The sequence below is a fragment of the Amycolatopsis sp. NPDC003731 genome, assembly GCF_053586895.1.
This window is the reverse complement of sequence record NZ_JBSFNC010000054.1, coordinates 25,401-47,433: the sequence shown is the minus strand read 5'-3', so window position 1 is coordinate 47,433 and position 22,033 is coordinate 25,401. Positions and strand designations below refer to the sequence as shown.

At 73.4% G+C, this 22,033-nt stretch carries 19 protein-coding genes; 9 read left to right on the top strand and 10 right to left on the bottom strand.

The window, feature by feature from the left end:
* Position 1: 1 nt before the first annotated feature.
* Complete coding sequence (locus ACWDN5_RS23105) at positions 2-1,093, bottom strand: polyprenyl synthetase family protein (protein ID WP_310976455.1); 1,092 nt, start codon at positions 1,091-1,093, stop codon at positions 2-4.
* 60 nt (positions 1,094-1,153) lie between these two features.
* Positions 1,154-1,846: an organomercurial lyase gene (gene merB / locus ACWDN5_RS23100; protein WP_449677739.1), complete on the bottom strand. Its 693-nt coding sequence runs from the start codon at positions 1,844-1,846 to the stop codon at positions 1,154-1,156.
* A gap of 49 nt (positions 1,847-1,895) precedes the next feature.
* On the opposite strand from merB, the gene ACWDN5_RS23095 reads away from it, so the two are divergent.
* From ACWDN5_RS23095 to ACWDN5_RS23085, 3 genes are all read left to right on the top strand, one after another.
* Entirely contained in the window at positions 1,896-2,780 is an 885-nt protein-coding gene (locus tag ACWDN5_RS23095) for a methylenetetrahydrofolate reductase (protein ID WP_449677738.1), read from the top strand.
* A gap of 42 nt (positions 2,781-2,822) precedes the next feature.
* Positions 2,823-4,505 (top strand): DUF885 domain-containing protein, encoded by a 1,683-nt coding sequence (locus tag ACWDN5_RS23090; RefSeq protein ID WP_449677737.1) that lies wholly within the window; start codon positions 2,823-2,825, stop codon positions 4,503-4,505.
* A gap of 216 nt (positions 4,506-4,721) precedes the next feature.
* On the top strand, positions 4,722-5,585 hold the full coding sequence (locus ACWDN5_RS23085; protein ID WP_396136991.1) for a DMT family transporter: 864 nt from the start codon (positions 4,722-4,724) through the stop codon (positions 5,583-5,585).
* Between the two features lie 19 nt (positions 5,586-5,604).
* On the opposite strand, the gene ACWDN5_RS23080 is transcribed toward ACWDN5_RS23085, so the two are convergent.
* Both ACWDN5_RS23080 and ACWDN5_RS23075 read right to left on the bottom strand, forming a co-directional pair.
* Positions 5,605-6,177 carry a GNAT family N-acetyltransferase gene (locus tag ACWDN5_RS23080; RefSeq protein ID WP_043783214.1) on the bottom strand — a complete coding sequence of 191 codons (573 nt, stop codon included), beginning with the start codon at positions 6,175-6,177 and terminating at the stop codon, positions 5,605-5,607.
* Positions 6,174-6,686: a YbaK/EbsC family protein gene (locus ACWDN5_RS23075; protein WP_449677736.1), complete on the bottom strand. Its 513-nt coding sequence runs from the start codon at positions 6,684-6,686 to the stop codon at positions 6,174-6,176. Before ACWDN5_RS23075 ends, ACWDN5_RS23080 begins: the two co-directional genes overlap by 4 nt.
* A 168-nt stretch (positions 6,687-6,854) precedes the next feature.
* Between ACWDN5_RS23075 and ACWDN5_RS23070 the strand changes: the two genes are divergently transcribed.
* The 5 genes from ACWDN5_RS23070 to ACWDN5_RS23050 all read left to right on the top strand — a co-directional run bounded on the left by ACWDN5_RS23070 (position 6,855) and on the right by ACWDN5_RS23050 (position 11,027).
* A complete protein-coding gene (locus ACWDN5_RS23070; protein ID WP_449677735.1) occupies positions 6,855-7,817 on the top strand; it encodes an SAV_6107 family HEPN domain-containing protein in 963 nt (320 codons plus the stop codon).
* Positions 7,807-8,574 carry a maleylpyruvate isomerase family mycothiol-dependent enzyme gene (locus ACWDN5_RS23065; RefSeq protein WP_449677734.1) on the top strand — a complete coding sequence of 256 codons (768 nt, stop codon included), beginning with the start codon at positions 7,807-7,809 and terminating at the stop codon, positions 8,572-8,574. Before ACWDN5_RS23070 ends, ACWDN5_RS23065 begins: the two co-directional genes overlap by 11 nt.
* A 58-nt stretch (positions 8,575-8,632) precedes the next feature.
* A complete protein-coding gene (locus ACWDN5_RS23060) occupies positions 8,633-9,364 on the top strand; it encodes a VOC family protein (protein WP_449677733.1) in 732 nt (243 codons plus the stop codon).
* Positions 9,365-9,687: 323 nt separating this feature from the next.
* A complete protein-coding gene (locus ACWDN5_RS23055) occupies positions 9,688-9,891 on the top strand; it encodes an alpha/beta fold hydrolase (protein ID WP_449677732.1) in 204 nt (67 codons plus the stop codon).
* A 74-nt stretch (positions 9,892-9,965) separates the two neighbouring features.
* Complete coding sequence (locus ACWDN5_RS23050) at positions 9,966-11,027, top strand: GNAT family N-acetyltransferase (protein WP_449677745.1); 1,062 nt, start codon at positions 9,966-9,968, stop codon at positions 11,025-11,027.
* 4 nt (positions 11,028-11,031) lie between these two features.
* Here the strand turns inward: ACWDN5_RS23050 and def are convergent, their stop codons facing one another.
* The 6 genes from def to ACWDN5_RS23020 all read right to left on the bottom strand — a co-directional run bounded on the left by def (position 11,032) and on the right by ACWDN5_RS23020 (position 19,773).
* Positions 11,032-11,532: a peptide deformylase gene (def, locus tag ACWDN5_RS23045; RefSeq protein ID WP_449677731.1), complete on the bottom strand. Its 501-nt coding sequence runs from the start codon at positions 11,530-11,532 to the stop codon at positions 11,032-11,034.
* Between the two features lie 282 nt (positions 11,533-11,814).
* On the bottom strand, positions 11,815-16,485 hold the full coding sequence (locus ACWDN5_RS23040; protein WP_449677730.1) for a DEAD/DEAH box helicase: 4,671 nt from the start codon (positions 16,483-16,485) through the stop codon (positions 11,815-11,817).
* The gene (locus tag ACWDN5_RS23035; RefSeq protein WP_310976444.1) at positions 16,478-17,266 is read right to left on the bottom strand and encodes a DeoR/GlpR family DNA-binding transcription regulator; all 789 of its coding nucleotides are present in this window, start codon (positions 17,264-17,266) and stop codon (positions 16,478-16,480) included. Before ACWDN5_RS23035 ends, ACWDN5_RS23040 begins: the two co-directional genes overlap by 8 nt.
* Entirely contained in the window at positions 17,238-18,515 is a 1,278-nt protein-coding gene (locus ACWDN5_RS23030; protein WP_449677729.1) for an MFS transporter, read from the bottom strand. Before ACWDN5_RS23030 ends, ACWDN5_RS23035 begins: the two co-directional genes overlap by 29 nt.
* Complete coding sequence (gene pdxA / locus ACWDN5_RS23025; protein WP_449677728.1) at positions 18,512-19,540, bottom strand: 4-hydroxythreonine-4-phosphate dehydrogenase PdxA; 1,029 nt, start codon at positions 19,538-19,540, stop codon at positions 18,512-18,514. The genes ACWDN5_RS23030 and pdxA overlap by 4 nt, the downstream gene beginning before the upstream one ends.
* The gene (locus ACWDN5_RS23020) at positions 19,537-19,773 is read right to left on the bottom strand and encodes a hypothetical protein (RefSeq protein WP_449677727.1); all 237 of its coding nucleotides are present in this window, start codon (positions 19,771-19,773) and stop codon (positions 19,537-19,539) included. The genes pdxA and ACWDN5_RS23020 overlap by 4 nt, the downstream gene beginning before the upstream one ends.
* Before the next feature lie 414 nt (positions 19,774-20,187).
* On the opposite strand from ACWDN5_RS23020, the gene ACWDN5_RS23015 reads away from it, so the two are divergent.
* Positions 20,188-22,023, top strand: coding sequence for an Hsp70 family protein (locus tag ACWDN5_RS23015; RefSeq protein ID WP_449677726.1), 1,836 nt, complete (start codon positions 20,188-20,190; stop codon positions 22,021-22,023).
* Positions 22,024-22,033: the final 10 nt, after the last annotated feature.

The following is a 22,033-nucleotide window of genomic DNA, read 5'->3' as shown; positions in this document are numbered from 1 at the left end:
GTCAGTACGTCCGCTGGGTGGCCTTGACGACCAGCCCGGTCAGCGCCGCGGGCGCGGGCTCGGCCAGGTGCGCGCGGTCCAGCGCGGCCATCGCCGCCGACGTCAGCTCGTCGATCCGGCGCTCGACCGCGTCGACCGCGCCGACCTGCTGCAACGCCATCCGGACGGTCTCGACGCCTTCGTCGGACAGGTCCGCGTCGCCGATCGCGTCCGCGATCACCGTGGCCGCGGCCTGCTCGTCCTTCTCGGCGGCGAGCTGCAGGCCGAGCGCGACGAGCAGGGTGCGCTTGCCCTCGCGCAGGTCGTCCCCGGCGGGCTTGCCGGTGACCGACGGGTCGCCGAAGACGCCGAGCAGGTCGTCGCGCAGCTGGAACGCCACGCCGACCTCGCCGCCGAACTCCAGCAGCGTGGCGATCAGTTCCGGCGACGCGCCGCCGAGGGCGGCGCCCAGGTGCAGCGGCCGCTGCACGGTGTAGGCGGCGGTCTTGAGCCGGTCGATCTTGAGCGCGGCCTCGACCGAGGCGTCCCCGGTGGCCTGCGTGCGGACGTCGAGGTACTGCCCGGCGAGGACTTCGGTGCGCATCGCGCGCCAAGCCGGGCGCGCCGCGGCGAGCGTCTCCGCGGGCAGGGGCGCGTCCGCGAACATGTCGTCGGCCCAGGCCAGCGCCAGGTCGCCGACCAGGACCGCGGTGGCCAGGCCGAACGTCGCGGGGGAGCCGAGCCAGCCGCGGTCGGCGTGCAGCTTCGCGCCCGCGATGTGCACCGTCGGGTTGCCGCGGCGGGAGTCGGAGGAGTCGATGAGGTCGTCGTGGATCAGCGCGCACGCCTGGATCAGCTCCAGGCTGGACACCGCCTGCAGCACGCCCTCCGCGTCCGGGCCCGCCGGGTCACCGCCCGCGCCGCGCCAGCCCCACCAGGCGAAGGTCGGGCGCAAGCGTTTGCCGCCGCCCAGCACGAACCCGCGCAGCGCGTCGATCCCGGCGGCCACGGTGGGCTCGGTGGCGAGGATCGCGGTGCCCGCCCGATCGAGGAACCCGGCCAGCGCGCGCTCGACGTGGGCGGGCAGGTCACTGTCGGCGGCGGGCGCGTTCATCCCGCCATCCTCGCCGAACCCGCGCAGGCGGGGCCCGCCGGGGCACCCGGATGTGGCGAATCAGACTCCGGCCGTGGCCGGGGCCCAGAACGGCCCGGTCAGGCCCGCCTCGGCGAAGTAGGCGACCGCGCTGTCCGGTTCTCGCCGCCGGTAGCCGCGCTCGAGCCGGCCCGCGTACCAGCCGCGGGCGAGCCGCCAGAGCGTGACGAGATCCATGACGTACCCCTTGGCCTGCGCGGTCGCCGCGAGCCAGGCGTCCACACAGGACTCGCAGCAGAACAGCCGCTGGTGGCCGCAGGTGTGCAGCACGTCGTCCCACATCCGCGCGGCGGGAACGAGGAAGTGCGCCACCTGCGCGCCCTCCGGCGGCCCCGTGCGGTTCACGACCAGGGCGTGCGGCTGGGCGCAGCCGGGGCAGCGGGTGGCGACCAGCACCTCGGGCTCGTCGTCGACCAGGTGGGGGATGGCGAACGAGTCCCACGCGCAGCCGCCCCACCAGAGCGTGTGCGAGCCCATCACGGAGAACCCGAGCGGCTTCGCCGCGAACGGGTGGGCCAGCACGACGTGCTCGCACTCGTCGAGCACCAGGTGGTGGGCGTCGGCGAGGCGGTGCAGCGCCTGCTTGGCCACGGCGAGCGACCCGCCCGCGGCGTCCGCCAGCTCCGGCCCGGTCGGCGCGCGGCCGCGGTCGGCGAAGGCGTGGTAAACGGCCAGGCGCACGTCTTCGTCCCAGCTCGCGTCGTCGTACCTCATCGCTCACTCCTGTATCGAGTCTAGAGCCGGGCCCCTTAACATTCGAGGTATGACGTCGGTGATCGAGCGGTTGCGAGGAGACGGGCCGAAGTTCTCCATCGAGTTCTTCCCACCCCGGGACACGGCGGACGAGGCCGTCCTGTGGAAGGCCATCCGGGAACTCGAGCCGTACGACCCGGCCTACATGTCGATCACCTACGGGGCCGGCGGCTCCAGCCGCGACGGCACGGTCCGCAGCATCGCCCGCGTCGCGACCGAGACGACGCTGGTGCCGATGGCGCACCTGACCGCGGTCAACCACTCCGTCGCCGAGCTGCGGAACGTGATCGGCTGGTACGCCTCGGTCGGCGTCCGCAACATCCTCGCGCTGCGCGGCGACCCGCCCGGCGACGTCTACGGCGAGTGGATCCCGCACCCCGAGGGCCTCACCTACGCCGAAGAGCTGGTGCAGCTGGTCCGCGAGCTGGGCGACTTCTGCGTCGGCGTGTCGGCGTACACCTACGGCCACCCGCGTTCGTCCGACCTCGAGTCGGACACGAAGTACCTGGTCCGCAAGCTGCGCGCGGGCGCGGACTTCGCGATCGCGCAGCTGTTCCACGTCCCCGAGGACTTCCTGCGCCTGCGCGACCGGGTCGCCGCGACCGGCTGCGACGTGCCGGTGCTGCCCGGGGTCATGCCGCTGACGACGATGCGGACCCTGCAGACGACGATCAAGCTGTCCGGCGCGCCGGCCCCCCGCAAGCTCCTGGACCGGCTCGAACCGCTGGCCGACGACCCCAAGGCGTTCCGCGCGGCGGGCATCGACGTCACGACGGAACTGTGCGAGAAGCTGATCGCCGAGGGCGTGCCGAACCTGCACTTCTACACGTTCAACCGGTCGAAGGCGACGCGCGAGGTGATCGCCCGGCTGGGCCTCGTCCCGGCCCGTGCTTAAGTACGTACCACCAGGTACGGGTGGCCCGGTAGCGTGCCGGACATGGCTTCTACTGCTTCCGAAGGCGTGCACGAAATCTGTGACCGGTACGTCGACGACTACGCGGCCGCCGACCCGGTCGCGGCGACCGCGCACGGGATCGCCGGCCACGACCACCGGCTGACCGACTACTCGGCGGACGGGTACGCCGAGCGCGCCGGCCTGGCCGCGCGGGCGCACGCCGCCGTCACCGCCGCCGAGCCGCGGGACGCCGCCGAGCGCGCGGCGAAGGCCGTGTTCACCGAGCGCGTCGGCCTGGAGCTGGAGATCCACGAGGCCGGCCTGGACGTGGCGAGCCTGAACGTCATCTCCAGCCCGGTGCAGGAACTGCGGATGGCGTTCGACCTGATGCCCCGGGAAACCGAGCGGGACTGGGCGGTCCTCTCGGACCGGATCGCCGAGGTCCCGCAAGCGCTGGCGAACATCCGCAGCGGCCTGCTTTCGGCGTCCGACGCGGGGCACGTCGCGGCGCTGCGGCAGGTCGCGAAGGTCGCGGAGCAGTGCGAAACGTGGGCGGGGCTGAAGGAGGAGACGGGCTTCTTCACCGAGCTCGCCGGCGGCGCGGCGCCGGAGGGGCTGCAGGCCGACCTCGGGCGTCACGCGCGGGCCGCCGACGAGGCGTTCGCGGAGTTCGCCGGCTTCCTGCGGGCCGAACTGGCCCCGAAGGCCCCGGTCAAGGACGCCGTCGGCGAGGACGTCTACCGCCTGTGGTCCCGGTTCTTCGTCGGCGCCACGCTGGACCTGCGGGAGGCGTACGAGTGGGGCTGGGCGGAGTTCGCCCGGATCGAGGCCGAGATGCGCGCGGTGGCGAACCGGATCAAGCCGGGCGCGTCCGTCCCGGAGGCCGCGGCCGCTCTCGACGCGGACGCGCGGTACCGCATCCGTGGCCGCGCGGAGTTCGAGGCGTGGATGCAGCGCCTGTCCGACGACGCCCTGGAGTCGTTGCGCGGCAAGCACTTCGACATCTCCGACCGGGTGATGGCCCTGGAGTGCAAGATCGCCCCGCCCGGAGGCGGCGTCGGCGCGTACTACACGGGACCGAGCGAGGACTTCGTGCGGCCGGGCCGCATGTGGTGGTCCCTCCCGGCGGGCCGTGACGAGTTCAGCACCTGGCGCGAGACGAGCACGGTGTACCACGAGGGCGCACCGGGTCACCACCTCCAGATCGCGACGGCGGTGGACCAGTCGGGCGGGCTGAACAAGTACCAGAGGCTGCTGGCGTTCACCTCGGGCCACGCGGAGGGCTGGGCCCTGTACGCGGAGCGCCTGATGGAGGAACTGGGCTACCTCGCCGACGACGGCGACCTGCTGGGGATGCTGTCGGAGCAGCTGTTCCGCGCCGCCCGCGTCGTGGTGGACCTCGGCATGCACCTGGAGCTGCGGATTCCGGCGGGAACGGGCTTCCACGAGGGCGAGCGGTGGACGCCGGAGCTGGGCCTGGAGTTCATGCTCACCCGCACGATCACGGACCAGGCCCACATCCGCGACGAGATCGACCGCTACCTGGGCTGGCCGGGCCAGGCCCCGGCGTACAAGATCGGCGAGCGCCTCTGGCTGACGGCCCGCTCCGAGGCCCAGGCCCGCGCCGGCGCGGGGTTCGACATCAAGCGGTTCCACACGGAGGCGCTCAAGCTGGGCGGGATGGGCCTGGACACGCTGCGGGAGCAGCTGTCCCACCTGGACTGAGCACTCGGGGGCGGGGCCACCGAAAACCGGTGGCCCCGCTTCGCGTCTCCCCGATAGGTTTCCTCCGTGCGCCGAATCCTCTTCGTCACCCCACCGCCTCGCGCCTGAGCGGGGTGGTCCTCCGCCGCGTGGCCTTCGGGGCCCGCGGCTGATTCGTGGTGCGCACTCACCCCGCGTCGTCGATCTCCGTTTTTCCTTCGACGCAGGAGCGTTCCCTTGGTGTCTCTGTCCACGCGCGCCCATTCTTCGGCCGCGCTCGTTCTCGCCGGTGTCCTCTGGGGCACCGGTGGCCTCGCCGGCTCGCTGCTTGCCCGGCGGGCCGGCCTCCATCCGCTCGCCGTCGCCGACTACCGGCTGCTCGTCGGCGGCGCCGTCGCGACCCTCCTCCTGAACGGCCGTTCCCTTCCCCGCACCGCGGAGGCCGCCCGGCGCGTCCTGGCCGTCGGCGGGCTGTTCGCCCTCTTCCAGGCGAGCTACTTCGCGGCCGTCGCGCTCAGCTCGGTGAGCGTCGCGACCATGACCACGATCGGCGCCGCGCCCGTCTTCGTCACCCTCGCGTCGGTGCGGAAACTCCGCCGCTGGACGCTGGTCTCGGTGACGGGCACCCTCGCCGGACTGGTGCTGCTCCAGTGGTCACCGGGCGAAGCGATCTCGTTCGGCGGCCTCGGTTTCGCGCTGCTCGCGGCGGCCGGCTTCGCCACCCTCACGCTGGTCACCGCGAAGCCCGTCGAAGGCCTGGACCCGCTGTCGACGACGGGGTTCGGCTGCCTCGCCGGCGGCCTGCTGCTCCTGCCGGCCGCGAGCTGGTCGGGCATGGCGGTCCCGCTGCACGCGGACGTCCTCGCGATCGTCTGCTACCTCGGCGCTGTCCCGACAGCGCTCGCGTACGCCGCGTACCTGCGCGGCCTGGCCGATGCGCACCCCGTGCTCGGCTCGCTCTCGGCGGTCCTGGAGCCGCTGACGGCCGCGGTGCTCTCCGCCGCGCTGCTCGGTGAGCGACTGAGCGTCACGGCCTGGTGCGGCGCCGCCGTGCTGGTCGCGGCGCTGGTCGTCGGCTACTGGCGGCCCGAGCCGCGGTGAGGGCTTGCTGCCCCTCGGCTCAGCGCGGGTCGAGGGGCAGCGCCCGCCCCAGGATCGCGAACGGCCGCGGGTCGCCGGCGAAGTGGTAGTCGCGCAGGACGTCGACGAAGCCGGTGCGGCGGTAGAGCTTCCACGCCCGGCTCGTGCCCTCGGGGGTCGACAGCAGCACGTTCGCGCTCGGGACGCCTTCCAGGAGGCTGCGCAGCAGGTCCTCGCCGATCTGGTGGCCCTGGTTCTCCGGCCGGACGTGGATCTCGGTCAGCTCGAAGTAGTCCGACAGCCACCGGTCGGCCTCGGCGGCCCCGGACCGGCGGCTCAGGCCGTGGCGCACCTGCTCGTGCCACCACTGACCGGCCCGGCCGCGGTAGCCGTAGGCCACGCCGAGCAGGACGTCGTCGGCGTCGAGCGCGGCCATGCAGCGCCAGCCCTCGCGCAGCGCGTGGGTGAGCCACATCGGCGCGCGCTGCTCGGCGGTGCCCGCCGGGTACCGCATCGCCCGGACGTAGATGTCGAGCGCTTCGGGCAGGCGGGCGCGGAACTCGTCCGCGGAGAGCTGGACGTACCGGGAGCAGCCGGCGGGCATCGCGGTCACGGCTGTCCATCCTCCTCCGCGCCGCCGAGCGCGCCCGGGGTGCCCCCGGTCAAGGCGACCAGCCCGGCGAAGGTCGTGGGGAAGACGGCCTTCGGGTGCCCGGCGGCGGCCCAGACGACGTCGTGCTCGCGCAGCGCGGTGTCGACCAGGGTCGGCAGCGGCGACGGGTGCCCGACGGGGGCGACACCGCCGATCGGCTGCCCGGTGTGCGTCCGCACGAAATCGGCGTCGGCCTTGCCGATTTCGCCCCCGGCCAGCCGTTCGAGGGTGGCCGGATCGGCGCGGTGGGCACCCGAGGTGAGGGCGAGGAGCGCTTTTTTGTCGGACCCCAGGCGGAAGATGAGGCTGTTGGCGATGGCCCCGACGGGCACGCCGAGTGCCTCGGCCGCCTGAGCGGCGGTCCGGACCTCGGCGGGCAGGACACGGATGCCCTCGGCGGCGCCGCGCTGCCCGGCTTCGGCCAGCGCGGCCGCCACCTTGGCGACGGCGGGGTGCTCCAGCGAACTCATGAACCTATGAGATCACGGCACCGACCTGGTGTCCCGCACCACGCCCCCTGGGGTTGAGCGGGCACCGGGTCGGGGGTTACTCTGGAAATTGTTCGAACAGGCGTTCGACATCGGTGAGTGGGCACCGGTCAAGTGCCCGGGGCTCACCCGCGCAGGAGGAGGGTCGCCATGTCCGTCAAGGTCGTGTCCCCCACGGATCCCGGGCAGCCGGAGCTGCCCATGTCGCTGCGCCCGCAGCCGTCCCCGGCCGGTGCCCGGCGCTCCCGGCAGTGCGTGTCGCCGGCAGCGGAGTCGCGGCAACGCCCTGCGTCGGCGGTGGATTCCCGGCAGCCGCAGCTGCCGATCGCCCTGTGCACTTCGGCAGCCGAGCTTCCGGCCCCGGAGATTCCCGAGCAGACCCGCCCAGTGGACATCGACTCCGGCCGGCCTGTCGCGGATTCGGAGCAGCTCGAGCTGTCGGCTGCGGAGCCGTCCGGGCAGCCGGTCGCGCCGTCCGTTGCCGGTTCCGGCGAGCCCGTCGCGCTGGCGGATGCGCTGCAGGCCGAGCCGCGGCCGGTCGCGCCGTCCGCCGCCGGCTCCGGCGAGCTCGCCAAGCCGCCGGCCCAGCCGCCCGTCGCGGCCGATCTGCCGGCTTCCGAAGCCTCGGCCGCCGGCGTGCCCGAACTCCCCATGGAGCTCCGCCCGCCCGGCGCCGAGTCCGACCAGTCGCAGCTGCCCATGTCCCTGCGCCCGCCCGCGTCGCCGGCCGCCGCCGGGTTGCTGGCTCAAGCGCGGCGGGGGCTGGCCGAGGCCGCTCAGGAAACCCGGCCCGCCGAACGCTTCATCGGTGCCTACCTCGCCGCCCTTCGCGGGGCCGCCGCCGTGCTCGCCGCCCGGGGGCGGCCGCACCGGGGGCGGGCCCGGCCCGCCAGCACCTGGGTGCTGCTCGACTCCGTCGCCCCCGAGCTGCGCGAATGGTCCGCCTTCTTCGCCAGCAACTCGGCCACCCGCGCCGCCGCGCAGGCCGGGATCACCGGGAAGGTCACCGCCGAGTCCGCCGCCGGGCTGGTCGGGGCCGCCACGCCGTTCCTCGAGCTCGTCCGCCGTCTCGTGCACGGCCTGCCGATCACCGGGGAAGCCCATGTCGCGTGAGCACGGCCCGGTCGACCAGGGGCGGTTGCTCACGGCGTTGGGAATCGAAGGCAGGCTGCTCGCCGAAGCGGTGCACGCGGCGCCGACCGAAGCGCCGGTGCCCGCTTGTCCAGGCTGGTCGCTCGGCGAGGTCGCCCGGCACGTCGGGAGCCTCTACCGGCTGGTCCGGCGCCGGCTGACCGACGGCCGCAGCCCCGAAGACTGGCCACGCGAGCCCGAGCCGGGCCAGAGCTTGCGCGCGTTCCTGGAGGAGGGCCTCACCGAGCTGCTCGACGAGCTCGCCGCGCACGATCCGGAGGACCGCGCCGACACCTGGTGGCCGGCCGACCGGACCTACGGGTTCTGGCGCCGGCGGATGCTGCACGAGACGGTCGTCCACCGGGTGGACGTCGAGCAGGCGTCGGGCGCCGAGCCGCGCGGCGTGCCCGAAGACGTCGCGATCGACGGCATCGACGAGGTGCTCACCCTGTGGTTCGGGCAGAAGCTCCCGATGCTCGGTCTGACCGGCACGAAGGCGGGCTCGGTCGGCGTCCGCGCCGGCGCGCACAGCTGGATCGCGCGGGCCGGTCCCGTCACGACCGAGGCCTGGCGCTGTTCGGCCGAGGAGGCCGAGGCCGCGGACGACGTCGTCACGGCCAAACCCGCGCAGATCTACCTGTGGCTCTGGGGCCGCGCGTCCCTGACCGCGGTGACCGTGCGCGGCGTGCACGACCAGGCGGCCCAGCTCTGGGCGCTGCTGCGGCTCGCGACCCGATGACCCGGCCGGTGGGGAAGCCGAACCGGAATTGTCGGAGGTGGCGGTTAGCCTGCGGCGCATGACCACGCGCCTGGTGAACCTGGTGATCGACGCGGCGCGGCCGGAAGTCCTGGCGGACTTCTGGGCCGCGCTGCTCGGCTGGCACGTCGCCGTCGAGGAGCCCGGCGAGATCGACGTCCGGGCTCCGGAAAGCGACGGCTGGGACCTGGACCTCGTCTTCGTGCCGGTCCCCGAACCCAAGGAGGTCAAGAACCGCATCCACCTGGACCTGGCGAGCACGACCCCGGAGCACCAGGCCGAGCTGGTGGCGCGCGCCCTGGAGCTGGGCGGCCGCCGGGTCGACGTCGGCCAGGGCGACGTGCCCTGGGTGGTGCTCGCGGACCCGGAAGGCAACGAGTTCTGCGTCCTCGAACCCCGCGAGCGGTACGCGGACACCGGCGCGGTGGCGTCGATCCTGGTCGACGCCCATGACCCGGAGCTCCTGGCGGGCTTCTGGGCGGGAATCACCGGCCGCCCGATCCAGGCCCGCGAAGGTGACGTCCTGGTGGGGCTGCGCGCGCCGTCCGGCCGGGGGCCGTGGCTGGAGTTCCTGCGCAACGACGACGTCAAGAGGGGCAAGAACCGCGTGCACCTGGACGTCGCGCCCCCGGCGGAGGCCGATCACGCCGCGGCGGTGACGCAGGTCATCGCGGCCGGTGCGGCGCCGGCGGACCTGGGCGGTCCCGCGCTGCCGTGGCGGGTGCTGACCGATCCGGAGGGCAACGAGTTCTGCGTGCTCACCCCGCGCTGACCCAGCTTGGGGATCATGGAGTTCTTCGACTGGCAGGGGCGCCGGATCGCCTGGGATCGCGCCGGATCGGGGCCCGCGGTGGTGCCGCGCACGACTACGGCGGTGCGGTTTCCCTGCGCGCCCACCTGGTCCACGGCGTACCGTACGCGTCGCTGCTGATGGCCGACGTCGTGGCCATCCGGCCCTCCACGAGGCGCTGGTCCGCACCTACATCGGCAACGCGAGCTTCCGGGAGCTGCGGGAGGCCGACCTGACCGATCGCCGCGTACGACGAGCAGTACCTGGTCGAGAACGAGGAGCGGCTGGACCGGATCGACCTGCCCGTGCGCGTGCGGTGGGGCGTCGAGGACACGTGGATCCCGCAGGCCACCGGCGAGCGGCTCGCCGCCGGCATCCGCGGTGCGACGTTCGCCCCGGTCGCCGGCGCCGGGCACCTCGTCCAGCTGGACGCCCCGGTCGCGCTGGCCACCGAGCTGCGGTCCTGGCTGAGTGTTTCGGCGGCGTTGCCGGGTCGCGTCGAACGCTGACCTGCGCGAAACACCGGCGTCCTGGAGCGGCAACAACCCCGGGGGACCGTGGGGGCATGGAGACTTCCAGAGCGTTGCCCCAGCCGGGCCGGACGGCCGTCGCCGAGGAGCCGGCGGCGCCGTCGGCGTGGCGGGTGCGGATCCGGATGCACGACCACCCGGGCACCCTCGCCCGCATCGCCATCCGGCTCGCCGACCTCGAGTGCAACATCCTCGGTCTGTCCGTGCTGCCGGTGCCGGGCGGAGTGCTCGACGAGATCGTGCTGCGCCCGGCGACCGGCCTGCCCCGGCGGCACCTGGTCGACGCCATCCGCGCCGAGGGCTGCGAGTGCACGGCGATCATCGACGCCGACGTCCACGAGCTCGTCGACCCGTCGGCATCGACGCTGCTCGCGGCCCGCCGCGCGATCGACGACCCGGCGCGCCTGGCGGAGGTGCTGAAGGACGTGCTGGCCGCGGACGTCGTCACGCTCGTCCCGGCCGCCGAGGCGAACCCGGCGCGCACGGAGAGCGGGCACCGGGCGGTGTTCGCGCTGACCGACGGAGGCACGCTGGTGGCGCGCCGCCAGTGGGCGCCGTTCGTGCAGCTGGAGCTGACCCGCGCCGAAGCGCTGGTGACGCTGCTGGCGGCAGCGGCCCGGAACGCGGCCGGCCCGGTGGTCCTCGACCGCCCGGACGGCGCGGCGATCGTACTGCGCAAGGGGGTCCCCGGCGACGCCGACGCGGTGGCCGAGCTGCACCGCCGCTGTTCGATGGCGACGTTGTTCCGCCGCTACCACACGGGGGTGCGGACGGTCCCGCGCCGCCGCCTCCACCGGCTGCTGGTGCCCCCGCGCGGCACGAGCGTGCTGGCGGTGTTCGGCCGCGAGGTGATCGGCCTGGCCCAGCTCATCCCGACGCTGACCGGCGGAGCGGAGATTTCCCTGCTGGTGGAGGACGACTGGCAGCAGCAGGGAATCGGAACGGCCCTCCTGGCGCGGCTCGCGGTGCTGGCGGAGGCCCAGGGCATCAGGGAGCTGTCCGCCGAGTGCTTGGCGGGCGACGACATCCTGCCCCGCACGGCGGCCCGCGCCGGCCTGCGCACAGAACGCAGCATCGACGACGGCGCCCGGCTGAGGCTGTTCTTGCCGGCGTGAGCCGTCAGCGCTTCCAGAACCAGTCTTTGCCGCGCGCCTCACGCAGGGCGGACTTCTTGCGCTCGGCGGTGAGCCGGTCGAGGTAGAGAACGCCGTCGAGATGGTCGGTTTCGTGCTGCAGACACTGGGCCAGCACGTCTTCGCCTTCGACCTCGATGGGCTCGTTGTGGACGTCGACGCCGCGCACCTTCGCGTGTTTCGCGCGCTTGGTGGGGAACCACAGCTCCGGCACGGACAGGCAGCCTTCGTCGATCTCGTGTGTCTCTTCGGACAGTTCGACGATCTCGGGGTTGATGACGTACCCGGTCAGCCCGGCAACGTCGTAGCTGAAGACGCGAAGCCCCACGCCGATCTGCGGCGCGGCCAGCCCCGCGCGCCCGGCAGGCTTGACGGAGTCGACCAGGTCCCGCACGAGCGCCTCGAGCTTCTCGTCGAACACGGTGACCGGATCGCAGACGGACTTGAGGATCGGGTCCCCGAAATAGCGCAGTTCGCGCATCGCCATGAGCAGAACATCCTTCGTGCGTGTCGGACTGGCAGCTTAGGGCAGCGAGGAAGCCGATCGCGCGGGAATCGCCAACCAGCCTCGCCTGCCGACGGCTTGGGTTGCGCTGCCTGGGGTCGAGGGTGGAGTGCGCGGTGCGGCGGACCGACCGGTTTCGGTGGGATGGGCGCGGCGGGTCGCCTTCGGCGGGATCGGCGGGCAATCGCGGCGGTGGTGGTGGGCCGGGCTGGCGATTCCAGTCCGCTCGCCTGGCCTGCCCGGGCTCGGCGGGCCGCCCCGGCGTCAGGCGCGTAGGCGCAGGCCGGAGGGGGTGGCTCGGAAGCCTGCCTCCTGCAACACCTCCGCCAGCTCCGAGGTCAGGGCCTGCTCGCCGTCCGCGCGTTGGACCGACAGCTGACCCAGCCAGCCTTCGCGGACCGCTGCCGACAATGCCTGGGCCGCCTCTGCGAGTGGCTGGCGCTCCTCTGTGAAACTCAGCAGGGATCGGCCTCCTCTCTCCACGTACAGGGCCGGGACTCCGTCGACCAGGACTGCCAGTGCGCCCGCCTTGCGGGCGGGGCGGTGCTTCGTGTCGCCCGTTGCCGCCGGCCAGGGGAGGGCTGCGCCGTACGGTTGGGCCGGGTCCGCCGCCGCCAGGACCACTGGGCGGCCCGGGGCCGGGCGGCCTGGGCCGGACAGGGCGCGCAGGCGGTCGACCGCGCCCTTCGCCGCGAACTGGGCCGCGCCGAGGCCCTCCACCACGTAGCCGCGGATCACCTGGCCCGTGTCCTCCATGCCGCGCAGGACCTTGTAGATCCCGGAGAACCCGCCCGTGACGCGTTCGGTGTCCAGCGCGCCGCGGGTGAGGACGCCGTGGCGCTCCAAGAACGCTTCCGTCCTCGCGTGGGCGCGGCGGGTTGCGTCGGTTTCCCGGGGCGGGGTCAGTGCCCAGCGGCCGGCGACCGTCGGCGGGCCGGACCGCGATGGCATCTGGGGCCGCCCCGCCCGCAGCCGTGCGTAGCGGCCGCGAGGCGCCTGGCGACGGGGCTTGTGGGCGCCATGCCCGGCGACCTGTGCCCGCAGTGGGCCGAGGGTGTCGCCTGTGACCAGCCCGGCCCAGACCAGGTCCCACAGCGCCGCCACGACTTCGGCGTCGTTGGGGGCCTTGTCCACCAGCACCGTCGCGCGGTCCACCAACTGGCGGAAGAACAGCGCGCCACCCTCCAAAGTGGACACGATCGCGTCGTGCAGCGGGCCGGTCGGGATGTCCTCGACGACTTCGGGCAGCAGGAGATCGGCCACGTCGGTCGGGGCCAGGGCGATCCAGCCGTCGCCGCCGGACAATGCGCCGCAGCCCGCCCACGTCACTTCGCCCGCCGTGGTCAGCTCGTCCAGCAGGGCGGGGGAGTAGCCCGGCAGCCGTCCGGGCAGGATCAGCGACTCCACCGCGCTCGCCGGCAACGGCGCCCCGGCGAGCTGCTCGACCACCGACAGCACGTCGTCCGCTGTCGGGGCCGCCCGGACGCGGCCGCCGAACCCGTGCCACGCGGGCAGGAACCGGCCCAGCGCCGCCGGTTCGACCGGTTCGACTTCGGCGCGCAGCTTCGCCAGCGACGCCCGCCGAAGCCGGCGCAGCACCGCCGCGTCGCAGTACTCGACTCCGACGCCGTGGGTTTCGGGATGGCCGACCGGGCTCAGCTCGCCGCGGACCAGGCGGCCTTCCCCGGTCATCCGGTCGAGCACGCCGGTGACGACCGCCGTGCCGAGCCCGAACCGCGCGGCCGCGTCCGCCGCCGCGAACGGGCCCCGGCCGCGGGCGTAGCGCGACAGCAGGTCCCCGAGCGGGTCCGCCACCGGTTCGGTGAACGCCTCGGGCACGCCCACCGGCAGCGCGGTGCCCAGCGCGTCACGTACCCGGCCGGCGTCCTCGATCGCCAGGAACCGTTCCGCGCCGCCGATCCGCACCCGGATCGCCCGCCGGGCCGCTTCCAGCTCGGTGAGCCACTCGGCCTGGATCCCGCGTTCCGCGGCCTCCTCGACAGTCAGGTCGCCGAGGAACCGCAGCAGGTCGGCGGCGTCCTCGGCCGAGCGGGCGTGCCTGTCCGGATCGAGCCGCTGCAGCGACCGTTGCACTTCGGCGACGGCTTCGGGATCCAGCAGCTCGCGGATCGCCTCGGTGCCCAGGAGCTCGGCCAACAGCGCCGAATCCAGCGACAGCGCCGCCGCCCGCCTCTCGGCCAGCGGTGCGTCGGTCTCGTACAGGAACATCCCGATGTAGCCGAAGAGCAGGCTGCGCGCGAACGGCGACGCGGCCGGCGTTTCGACCTCCACCAGCCGGACCTTGCGGGCCCGGACGTCGGCCATCAGCTCACGCAGGCCGCTCACGTCGTAGACGTCCTGCAAAACCTCCCGCATGGCCTCGAGCACGACCGGGAACCGCTCGTACTTCGCCGCGACCGACAGCAACTGTGACGCGCGTTGCCGTTGCTGCCACAGCGGAGTCCGCCGCCGCGGGTCCCGGCGGGGCAGCAGCAGCGACCGGGCCGCGCACTCCCGGAACCGGGCAGCGAACACGGCCGAGCCGCCGACTTCGGCGACGATCAGCTGCTCGACCTCCTCGGGGTCGAGCAGCACGTCGTCCGCGCCGATGGTGACTTCGCCACCGTCAGCGTCCAGGGCGTCCGGCAGCCGCAGGACGATGCCGTCGTCGGAGTGCGCCACCTGCGCGTCCACCCCGCGGTTTTCCCGCAGCCGCGCGGCGATCGCGAGGGCCCACGGCGCGTTCACCTGCGCGCCGAACGGCGAATGCACGACGATCCGCCAGTCGCCGAGCTCGTCGCGGTAGCGTTCCAGCAGGATCGTCCGGTCGTTCGGGACGTGCCGGGTGGCGGCCTTCTGCTCGGCGAGGTAGGCGAGCAGGTTGTCGCACGCCCGCTCGTCCAGCCCAGCCGCCTCGGCCCGCTCGCGCGCCTTCTCATCGTCCGAAGTGGACAGTTCGCGGACGAACTTCCCGAGCGCCCGGCCCAGTTCCAGCGGGCGGCCCGGCGCGTCACCCTTCCAGAACGGCATCCGCGCCGGTTCGCCCGGCGCCGGCACCACGATGACGCGGTCGTGCGTGATGTCGGTGATCCGCCACGACGACGTGCCGAGCAGGATGGTGTCGCCGACGCGCGACTCGTACACCATCTCTTCGTCGAACTCGCCGACGCGCGAGCCGGGCTTGTCGTCCGCGCCCGGCGTCATGACGGTGAACAGGCCGCGGTCGGGGATGGTGCCGCCCGACGTGACGGCCAGCCGCTGCGCGCCGGGCCGCCCGCGCAGCTCGCCGCCGATGCGATCCCAGGTGATCCGCGCCCGCAGCTCGCCGAACTCCTCGCTCGGGTAACGGCCGGCCAGCATGTCGAGCACCGCGTGGAGGGCGTCGTCCGGCAGCGCCGCGAAGGGGGCCGCCCGCCGGACCAGCGAGGCCAGGTCCGGCACCGTCCACGGCTCCAGCGCCACCATGGCGACGACGTGCTGCGCCAGGACGTCCAGGGGGTTGCGGGGGTAGCGGACCGCCTCGATCGCGCCGGTCGCCATCCGCTCCGCGACGACCGCGCAGGAGACGAGGTCCCCGCGGAACTTCGGGAACATCACCCCGGACGACACCGCGCCGACCTGGTGCCCGGCGCGGCCGACGCGCTGCAGCCCGGACGCCACCGTCGGCGGCGCCTCGATCTGCACCACCAGGTCGACGGCGCCCATGTCGATGCCCAGTTCCAGCGACGACGTCGCCACCACGCACGGCAGCTGCCCGGACTTCAGCGACTCCTCGACGTGCGTGCGCTGCTCCCGCGACATCGACCCGTGGTGGGCCCGGGCGATCACCGGCGGCGCCCCGGTGCTCACGCCGGACTGCGCGATGGCTTCGGCGGGGAACGTGTCGGCTGGGGTGAGCTCGGTCTGCTCGGCGGCGAGTTCGTTGAGCCGGGCGGTGAGCCGCTCGGTGAGCCGGCGCGAGTTGGCGAAGACGATGGTCGAGCGGTGCGCGCGGATCAGGCTCAGCACCCGCTCCTCGACCGCCGGCCAGATCGACGGCCTCTGGACGGGGTTGCCGGCCATCTCTTCGAGGGTGCCCAGGCCACCCGGCGCGATGTCCCCGGGCGGGAAGGCCTCGGTCAGCGACTCCAGGGATTCCAGCGCGTCGAGCGGGCTCGGCGCCGGGCCGCTGCGGGGCGCGTCGAGGTTGCTCATGTCTTCGACCGGGACCTCGACGCGGACCTCGATGGTCTTCGCCAGCTTCGGCTGGACCACGCGCACCGGCCGGCCGCCCGCCAGGAACGCGCTCACCTCGTCGATCGGGCGGACCGTCGCCGACAGGCCGATCCGCTGCGCCGGCTTCGGGAGCAGCGCGTCCAGCCGCTCCAGCGAGAGCGCGAGGTGCGCGCCGCGCTTGCCGCCGGCGACCGCGTGCACCTCGTCGACGATCACGGTCTCGACGCCGCGCAGCGACTCCCGCGCCGACGATGTCAGGATGAGGAACAGCGACTCCGGCGTGGTGACCAGCACGTCCGGCGGTGTCTTGGCGAACGTGCGGCGCTCGGCGGCCGTGGTGTCGCCGGTGCGCATGCCGACCTCGATGCCGGGCACCGGCAGCCCGAGCCGGCGGCTGGCCTGCGAGATGCCGGCGAGCGGGGCCCGCAGGTTCCGCTGGACGTCGACCGCGAGGGCCTTCAGCGGCGAGACGTACAGGATCCGGCAGCGCTTGGTGGCTTCCGCCGGCGGCGGCTCCACAGAGAGCCTGTCCAGCGCCCAGAGGAACGCGGACAGCGTCTTGCCGGACCCGGTGGGCGCGACGACGAGGGCGTGCTCACCCGCGTGCGCGGCCCGCCAGGCCCCTTCCTGCGCCGCGGTGGGCGCGGCGAAGGCCCCCGCGAACCAGTCCCGGGTCGCGGGGGAGAAGAGGTCGAGCACGTCAGTAGCCACGTCATTCATGATGCGCGGCACCACCGACAGTTTCCGGCGCGCTCGCCAGGATCACGCTGTGGGCGAACTGCGGGAACGTCACATCCACCCGCCGCTCGTCGGTGATGAGCCGGTACTCGCGGTCCAGGGGCGCCCAGTAGGAAAAAGGGGCCTGGTCCAGCTTGGAGCGGTCGGCCAGCACGTACGCCTGGCCGCCCGCGTGGAGCATCGCGTGCTTGACCACCGACTGCTCCAGTGACGGGCAGCACAACCCCCGGTCGGCGACCACGCCGTCCGCGCCCAGGAACACCCGATCGGGTGAGATGTGCCGCAGCTGCGCGAGCACGTTCTCACCGAGGATCGCTTCGCCGGGGTGCCGTAGCCGACCGCCCAGGACGATGAGGTCGATCCCGGAGAAGCCCGCGAGCTCGCGGATCGCGGTGACACCGTTGGTCACCACGGTCAGCTCCTCGCGGTGGGCGAGGTGGCGGGCGAGCCTGCCGGTGGTCGTGCCGGCGTCGAGCAGCACGACCTCGCCGTCCTGGACGAGTGCGGCGGCCTCGCGGGCGATCGCCTCCTTGGCGGCCGCGTGCTCCCGGTCCTTCTCGCGGGGGCTGCGTTCGGTGTCGAGCGCGCCGCCGTAGGTGCGGACGACGTGCCCGGCGCCGGCGAGCGAGGCGAGGTCGCGGCGGATCGTCGACTCGGAGACGCCGAACTCTTCGGCCAGCTCCGCGATGCCGCCGGCGCCGTCGCGGACGGCTTCCAGCAGCATCGCGCGCCGGTCACGGGTGCCTGGTCGCGGCTGGGACATGCGCCGACTCTTCCACAGTCGCGGGTTTCAGCCCGAAGAACGCCAGGCCGGCGGCCACGGCGAGGAACGCGGCCAGGACGACGAACCCGGTGGTCGCCGTGCCGGTGACGTCGGTGAGCCAGCCGACCAGGTACGGCCCGGCGAACCCGCCGAGGTTGCCCAGCGCGTTGATCAGGCCCATCGCCACGGCGACGACCTCGATGCCCAGGACCCGGCTGGGGATGGCCCAGAACGGCCCGTACGGCATGTAGACGCCGGTCGCGACGACGCAGAGCAGGACCAGCTGCACGGCCGCCGGCCAGTGCACGAGGTTGCCCAGCAGCAATCCGGCGATCGCGACGAGCAGCGGGACCGTGACCGCGAGCCGCCGGTTGCCGGTGCGGTCGGACCAGTGCGCGCAGGCGACCATCCCGGCCAGCGCCAGCACGTACGGCACGGCCGACAGGAAGCCGACCGCGGTGGCCGAGCCGCCCGTCATGGTCTTCACCACCGACGGCAGCCACAGGGAGAAGCCGTAGAAGCCGGTGATCCAGAAGAAGTAGACGCCGACCAGCAACAGCACCTGGCGGTTCGCGAGCGCCTGCCGGTAGCTCTGCTTGGCGAACGCCGGCTTCGCGTCTTCTTCGGCCTTCAAGGTGGTTTCGAGGTACTCGCGTTCGGACGCGGAGATCCACCGGGCCTGCGCCGGCCGGTCGGCCACCGTGAACCACCACACGACCGCCCACACCAGCGGCGGCAGCCCCTGCAGGACGAACACCCAGCGCCAGGACATGTGGTCGAGCATGAACCCGGACAGCGGCGACATGAGGATCGCCGAAATCGGCAGGCACGTCATCCACAGCGCGTTCGCCCGCGCCCGCTCCGCCTGCGGGAACCAGGACGCCAGCAGGATCAGCACCGCCGGCCACACACCGCCCTCGAACAGCCCGAGCAGCAGCCGGGCCAGGTGCAGCTGCGTTTCGTTCCGCACCAGGCCGCACAGCACCGCCGCGACCGCCCACGCGATCATCAGCAGCACCACGGTCTTGCGGGCGCTCCACTTCGCCGCCAGCACCGCCGCCGGGATCTGCAGGACGAGGTAGCCGACGAAGAAGATGCCGCTCGCCAGCCCTTTCGCGCTGGCCGACAAGGGGAAGTCGGCGCCGATGTAGGGCAGGATCACCGCGACGTTCGTGCGGTCGAGGTAGGCCAGCATGTACATGACCACCGCGACCGGGATGACGTACGCCCAGCGCTTGCGGGGGATCACCGGAGGCTCGGCGGGTAGATGACCGGCAGTTTCCGCGCGTAGGGAGCCAGGGTGGCCGCGGCCTTGAACGCCGCCCGCATGGTGCCGTGCGACGCCCGGCCGGTGCCGGCGATGTCGAACGCGGTGCCGTGGTCGACCGAGGTGCGCAGGATCGGCAGGCCGACCGTCACCGACACCGTGCCGTCGAAGTCGTACGTCTTCGACGCGATGTGCCCCTGGTCGTGGTAGAGCGAGAGCACGCCGTCGAACCGGCCCTGGATCCCTTGGTGGAACACGGAATCCGCGGGGATCGGGCCGACCACGTCGAGCCCGGCCGCCCGCGCGGCGGCGACCGCCGGGGCGATCGCGACGATCTCCTCGTCGCCGAACTTGCCGTTTTCCCCGCCGTGCGGGTTCAACGCCGCCACGGCCAGTCTCGGTTTCTCCGTGCCGAAGACCTCCAGCGCGGTGTACGCCTCCCGGATCGCGTACTCGATGTTCTCGCGGGTGATCTGGTTGATCGCCTCGCGGAGGGAGAGGTGCCGGGTGGCGAAGAAGATCTTCAGCCCGGACACCCAGAACATCGTGTTGAACCGGGTCGACCCGGTCAGCTCGCCGAGCATCTCGGTGTGCCCGAGGTGCCGCGAGCCCGCCGCCCAGATGGCTTCCTTGTTGATCGGCGCGGTCACCACCGCGTCGACCTCGCCGGCCAGCGCGAGCCGGGTGGCGACCTCGATCGCCCCGACCGCCGCCGCACCCGCGGTCGCGTTGACCTCGCCCCACGGCAGGTCTTCGGTGACGACGCCGAGGTTGAGCACGTCGATCACGCCGGTGGTGAAGCGCGCGTCGGCGACCGTGGCGATCGGGTTGATCTCCAGGTGCAGGCCCAGGTGCCGGACCAGGCGTTCCAGCACGATCGCGTCGCCCACCGCCACCCCGCGCGCCAGCTGGAGGGCTTCGGGCTCGGCGAGGGTCTTGAGGGTGATCTCCGGGCCGATGCCGACGGGGTCGCCGAGGGTGACGGCGAGAACGGGGAGGTCGCTCACGGGTTGTTCCTTCCGGTGGCCAGGACGTGGTTCAGGTGTTCCAGGCAGGCGACTGTGCCAACCGAGGGCCAGGGGCTCCGGCACCCGGGCCCCGAAATGCGGTCGCGGGCGTCGCGTCCGCCGATCCGGTGCGTGCCGAGCACGAGCCGGGCGGCCTCCCCGAGGGCGGGCGAAAGCCGGGCCGCCACCTCCGGGGCGACCGGTGTTCCGGGCGCGGGTGCACGTGCTCGCATGCCCACCACACGGTGGCCGGTGGCCGGGAGTTCGCGCGCGGCGGCGGCCGGGTGGGGCCTCTCCGGGGCGACGTCGCCGTACCACGCGTCCAGCACGTGACCGAGGCCAGGGGATCCCGTGCCGCGGGACTTCCCGCCAGCGGCACGCCGTCGACCGCCTGCGCCGCGTGTGGTGGCGGGACGTGCCGGGTACTCACGCTCACTAACAGCGCGTCGGTCCTGCTTTCCCACATTGAACCCTCCCTTTTGCGCAGTTCGAGCAGTCGAGTTGATCGAACTGCGCAACTATCGTGCACCTTGATCGCCGCCCGCGTCAAGGAGCAGTGACTTTCGCGGGTCCGCACGCACGGTGATCGCGCGCATGGCAGCATCACGCGGGCGCCGTCGTGGCGTGTTTTCGCGAAGGGGAGTGCTGTGCGGATCCTGTCGGTGGACCTCGGGACGTCCAACACCGTCGCCGTGCTGTCGGCGCACGGCATGCCGCCCCGGGTCGTCGAAGTGGACGGCTCGGCCAACATGCCGTCGGCGGTGTTCGCCACCGAAGAGGGCACGATCATGGTCGGCCGCGACGCCGAGCGGCGCGCCCGCCTCGACCCGACGCGCTTCGAACCGAACCCCAAGCGCCGCATCGACGAGCAGACCCTGCTGCTCGGCACCGATGTCGTCCCGGTGACCGACGCGCTGGCCGCCATCCTGCGCCGCGTGCTCGAAGAGACCTCCCGCCAGCTCGGCGGCGAGCAGCCCGACGAGGTCCGGCTGACCCACCCCGCGCAGTGGGGGCAGACGCGCCGGAACGTGCTGATGTCCGCCGCCCGGCTCGCCGGGATGGGCCCGAACATCCTGCTGGTGCCCGAGCCGGTCGCCGCCGCGGCGCACTTCGCGTCGTTCCCCGGCAAGTCGCTCGCGCCCGGGCAGGCGCTCGCCGTGTACGACCTCGGCGCGGGCACCTTCGACGTCGCGGTCGTCGGTGCCACGCAGAACGGGTTCACCGTGCTCGCCGAGGACGGCCTGCCCGACCTGGGCGGTCTTGACGTCGACCAGGCGCTGATGGTGCACGTCGGGCGCGAGGTGTCGCACTCCGACCCGCAGCGCTGGCAGCGGCTCCTGCGGCCGGAATCGACCGGCGACCGGCGCACCCGGCGCGCGTTGCAGGAAGACGTCAAGGCGGCCAAGGAGGCGTTGTCGCGGCACCCGCAGACCGAAGTGCCGATGCCCGAGCCGTTCAAGGACGTCCTCGTCACACGCGGTGAGTTGGAGGGTCTGGTCCGGCCGGCGATGCTGCGCAGCGTCGAGCTGCTGTCGCGGACGTTGCGGTCGTCGGGGCTGACCCCGGACCGGCTGGCCGGCATCTACCTCGTCGGCGGGTCGAGCCGGCTGCCGCTGGTCGGCACGATGATCGCGGAGAAGCTCGGGGTCGTGCCGGGCAGCCTCGACCAGCCGGAGACCGCGGTCGCGCTCGGCGCCCAGCACGTGGCCCGCGACGGGCTGTCCGTGCGCACCCAGAACGTCGAAGGCGCGGTGGCCGCGGGTGCGCCGCCGCACCGCCCGCAGTACGCGCCGCCGCCTCCGCAGTACCCGGGCTACGCGCCGTCGAACTTCCCGCCGAGCGGCCCGCAGCCGGTGCCGTCGAACTTCCCGGCGTACTCGCCCGCGCCCGAGAAGGCCGAGCCTCGCGGGAAGAAGAAGCTGCTGATCGGGATCGCGGCCGCGGTCGTCGTGGTGCTCGCGGCCGGGGTGACGTACTTCCTCACGTCGTCGTCCTCGGTGCCGACTTATACCGCGGACCAGTGCAAGACGCCGGGGCAGGCGGACGACAAGGGCTTCACGGGGTGCCTGCGCCAGCTCGCCGGGAAGATCGCCGACACCGGCGACTGCAAGCCGGGCATGGGCAACGGCCCGGCGGCGCCGGCGCAGCGCCTGGGTGCCTCCTCCACCTGCTCCGCGCCGGGCCGGGCGGGCACGCAGGTCACCTACGTCCACGGTGACAGCGCCGACGCGCTCAAGCAGTACACCGACGGCCTGCTCGCCTCGGCGGGCGGCGACCGCACCGAGGCCGACTGGGGCGGCAACGGGCTCAAGGGGCACTACTCGTCGGCCGCGGGGAAGACGTCGGCGGTGCTCGTGTTCACGGTGTCGGACCGGCCGCTGGCCGGGTTCATCTACCAGCTGAACACCAGTGACCAGGCGGCGGCGACCACGCCCGGCACGCTGGCCGACTACTTCGAGGCGAGCGTCCAGCCGGGGCAGTAGCCGGTCGGGC

Excerpts from the sequence above, each read along its gene's own strand:
- ACWDN5_RS23105 (WP_310976455.1), bottom strand. The coding sequence starts at position 1,093 with ATGAACGCGCCCGCCGCCGACAGTGACCTGCCCGCCCACGTCGAGCGC.
- merB (WP_449677739.1), bottom strand. The coding sequence starts at position 1,846 with ATGAGGTACGACGACGCGAGCTGGGACGAAGACGTGCGCCTGGCCGTT.
- ACWDN5_RS23095 (WP_449677738.1), top strand. The coding sequence starts at position 1,896 with ATGACGTCGGTGATCGAGCGGTTGCGAGGAGACGGGCCGAAGTTCTCC.
- ACWDN5_RS23090 (WP_449677737.1), top strand. The coding sequence starts at position 2,823 with ATGGCTTCTACTGCTTCCGAAGGCGTGCACGAAATCTGTGACCGGTAC.
- ACWDN5_RS23075 (WP_449677736.1), bottom strand. The coding sequence starts at position 6,686 with ATGAGTTCGCTGGAGCACCCCGCCGTCGCCAAGGTGGCGGCCGCGCTG.
- ACWDN5_RS23070 (WP_449677735.1), top strand. The coding sequence starts at position 6,855 with ATGTCCGTCAAGGTCGTGTCCCCCACGGATCCCGGGCAGCCGGAGCTG.
- ACWDN5_RS23065 (WP_449677734.1), top strand. The coding sequence starts at position 7,807 with ATGTCGCGTGAGCACGGCCCGGTCGACCAGGGGCGGTTGCTCACGGCG.
- ACWDN5_RS23060 (WP_449677733.1), top strand. The coding sequence starts at position 8,633 with ATGACCACGCGCCTGGTGAACCTGGTGATCGACGCGGCGCGGCCGGAA.
- def (WP_449677731.1), bottom strand. The coding sequence starts at position 11,532 with ATGGCGATGCGCGAACTGCGCTATTTCGGGGACCCGATCCTCAAGTCC.
- ACWDN5_RS23040 (WP_449677730.1), bottom strand. The coding sequence starts at position 16,485 with ATGAATGACGTGGCTACTGACGTGCTCGACCTCTTCTCCCCCGCGACC.
- ACWDN5_RS23035 (WP_310976444.1), bottom strand. The coding sequence starts at position 17,266 with ATGTCCCAGCCGCGACCAGGCACCCGTGACCGGCGCGCGATGCTGCTG.
- ACWDN5_RS23020 (WP_449677727.1), bottom strand. The coding sequence starts at position 19,773 with ATGCGAGCACGTGCACCCGCGCCCGGAACACCGGTCGCCCCGGAGGTG.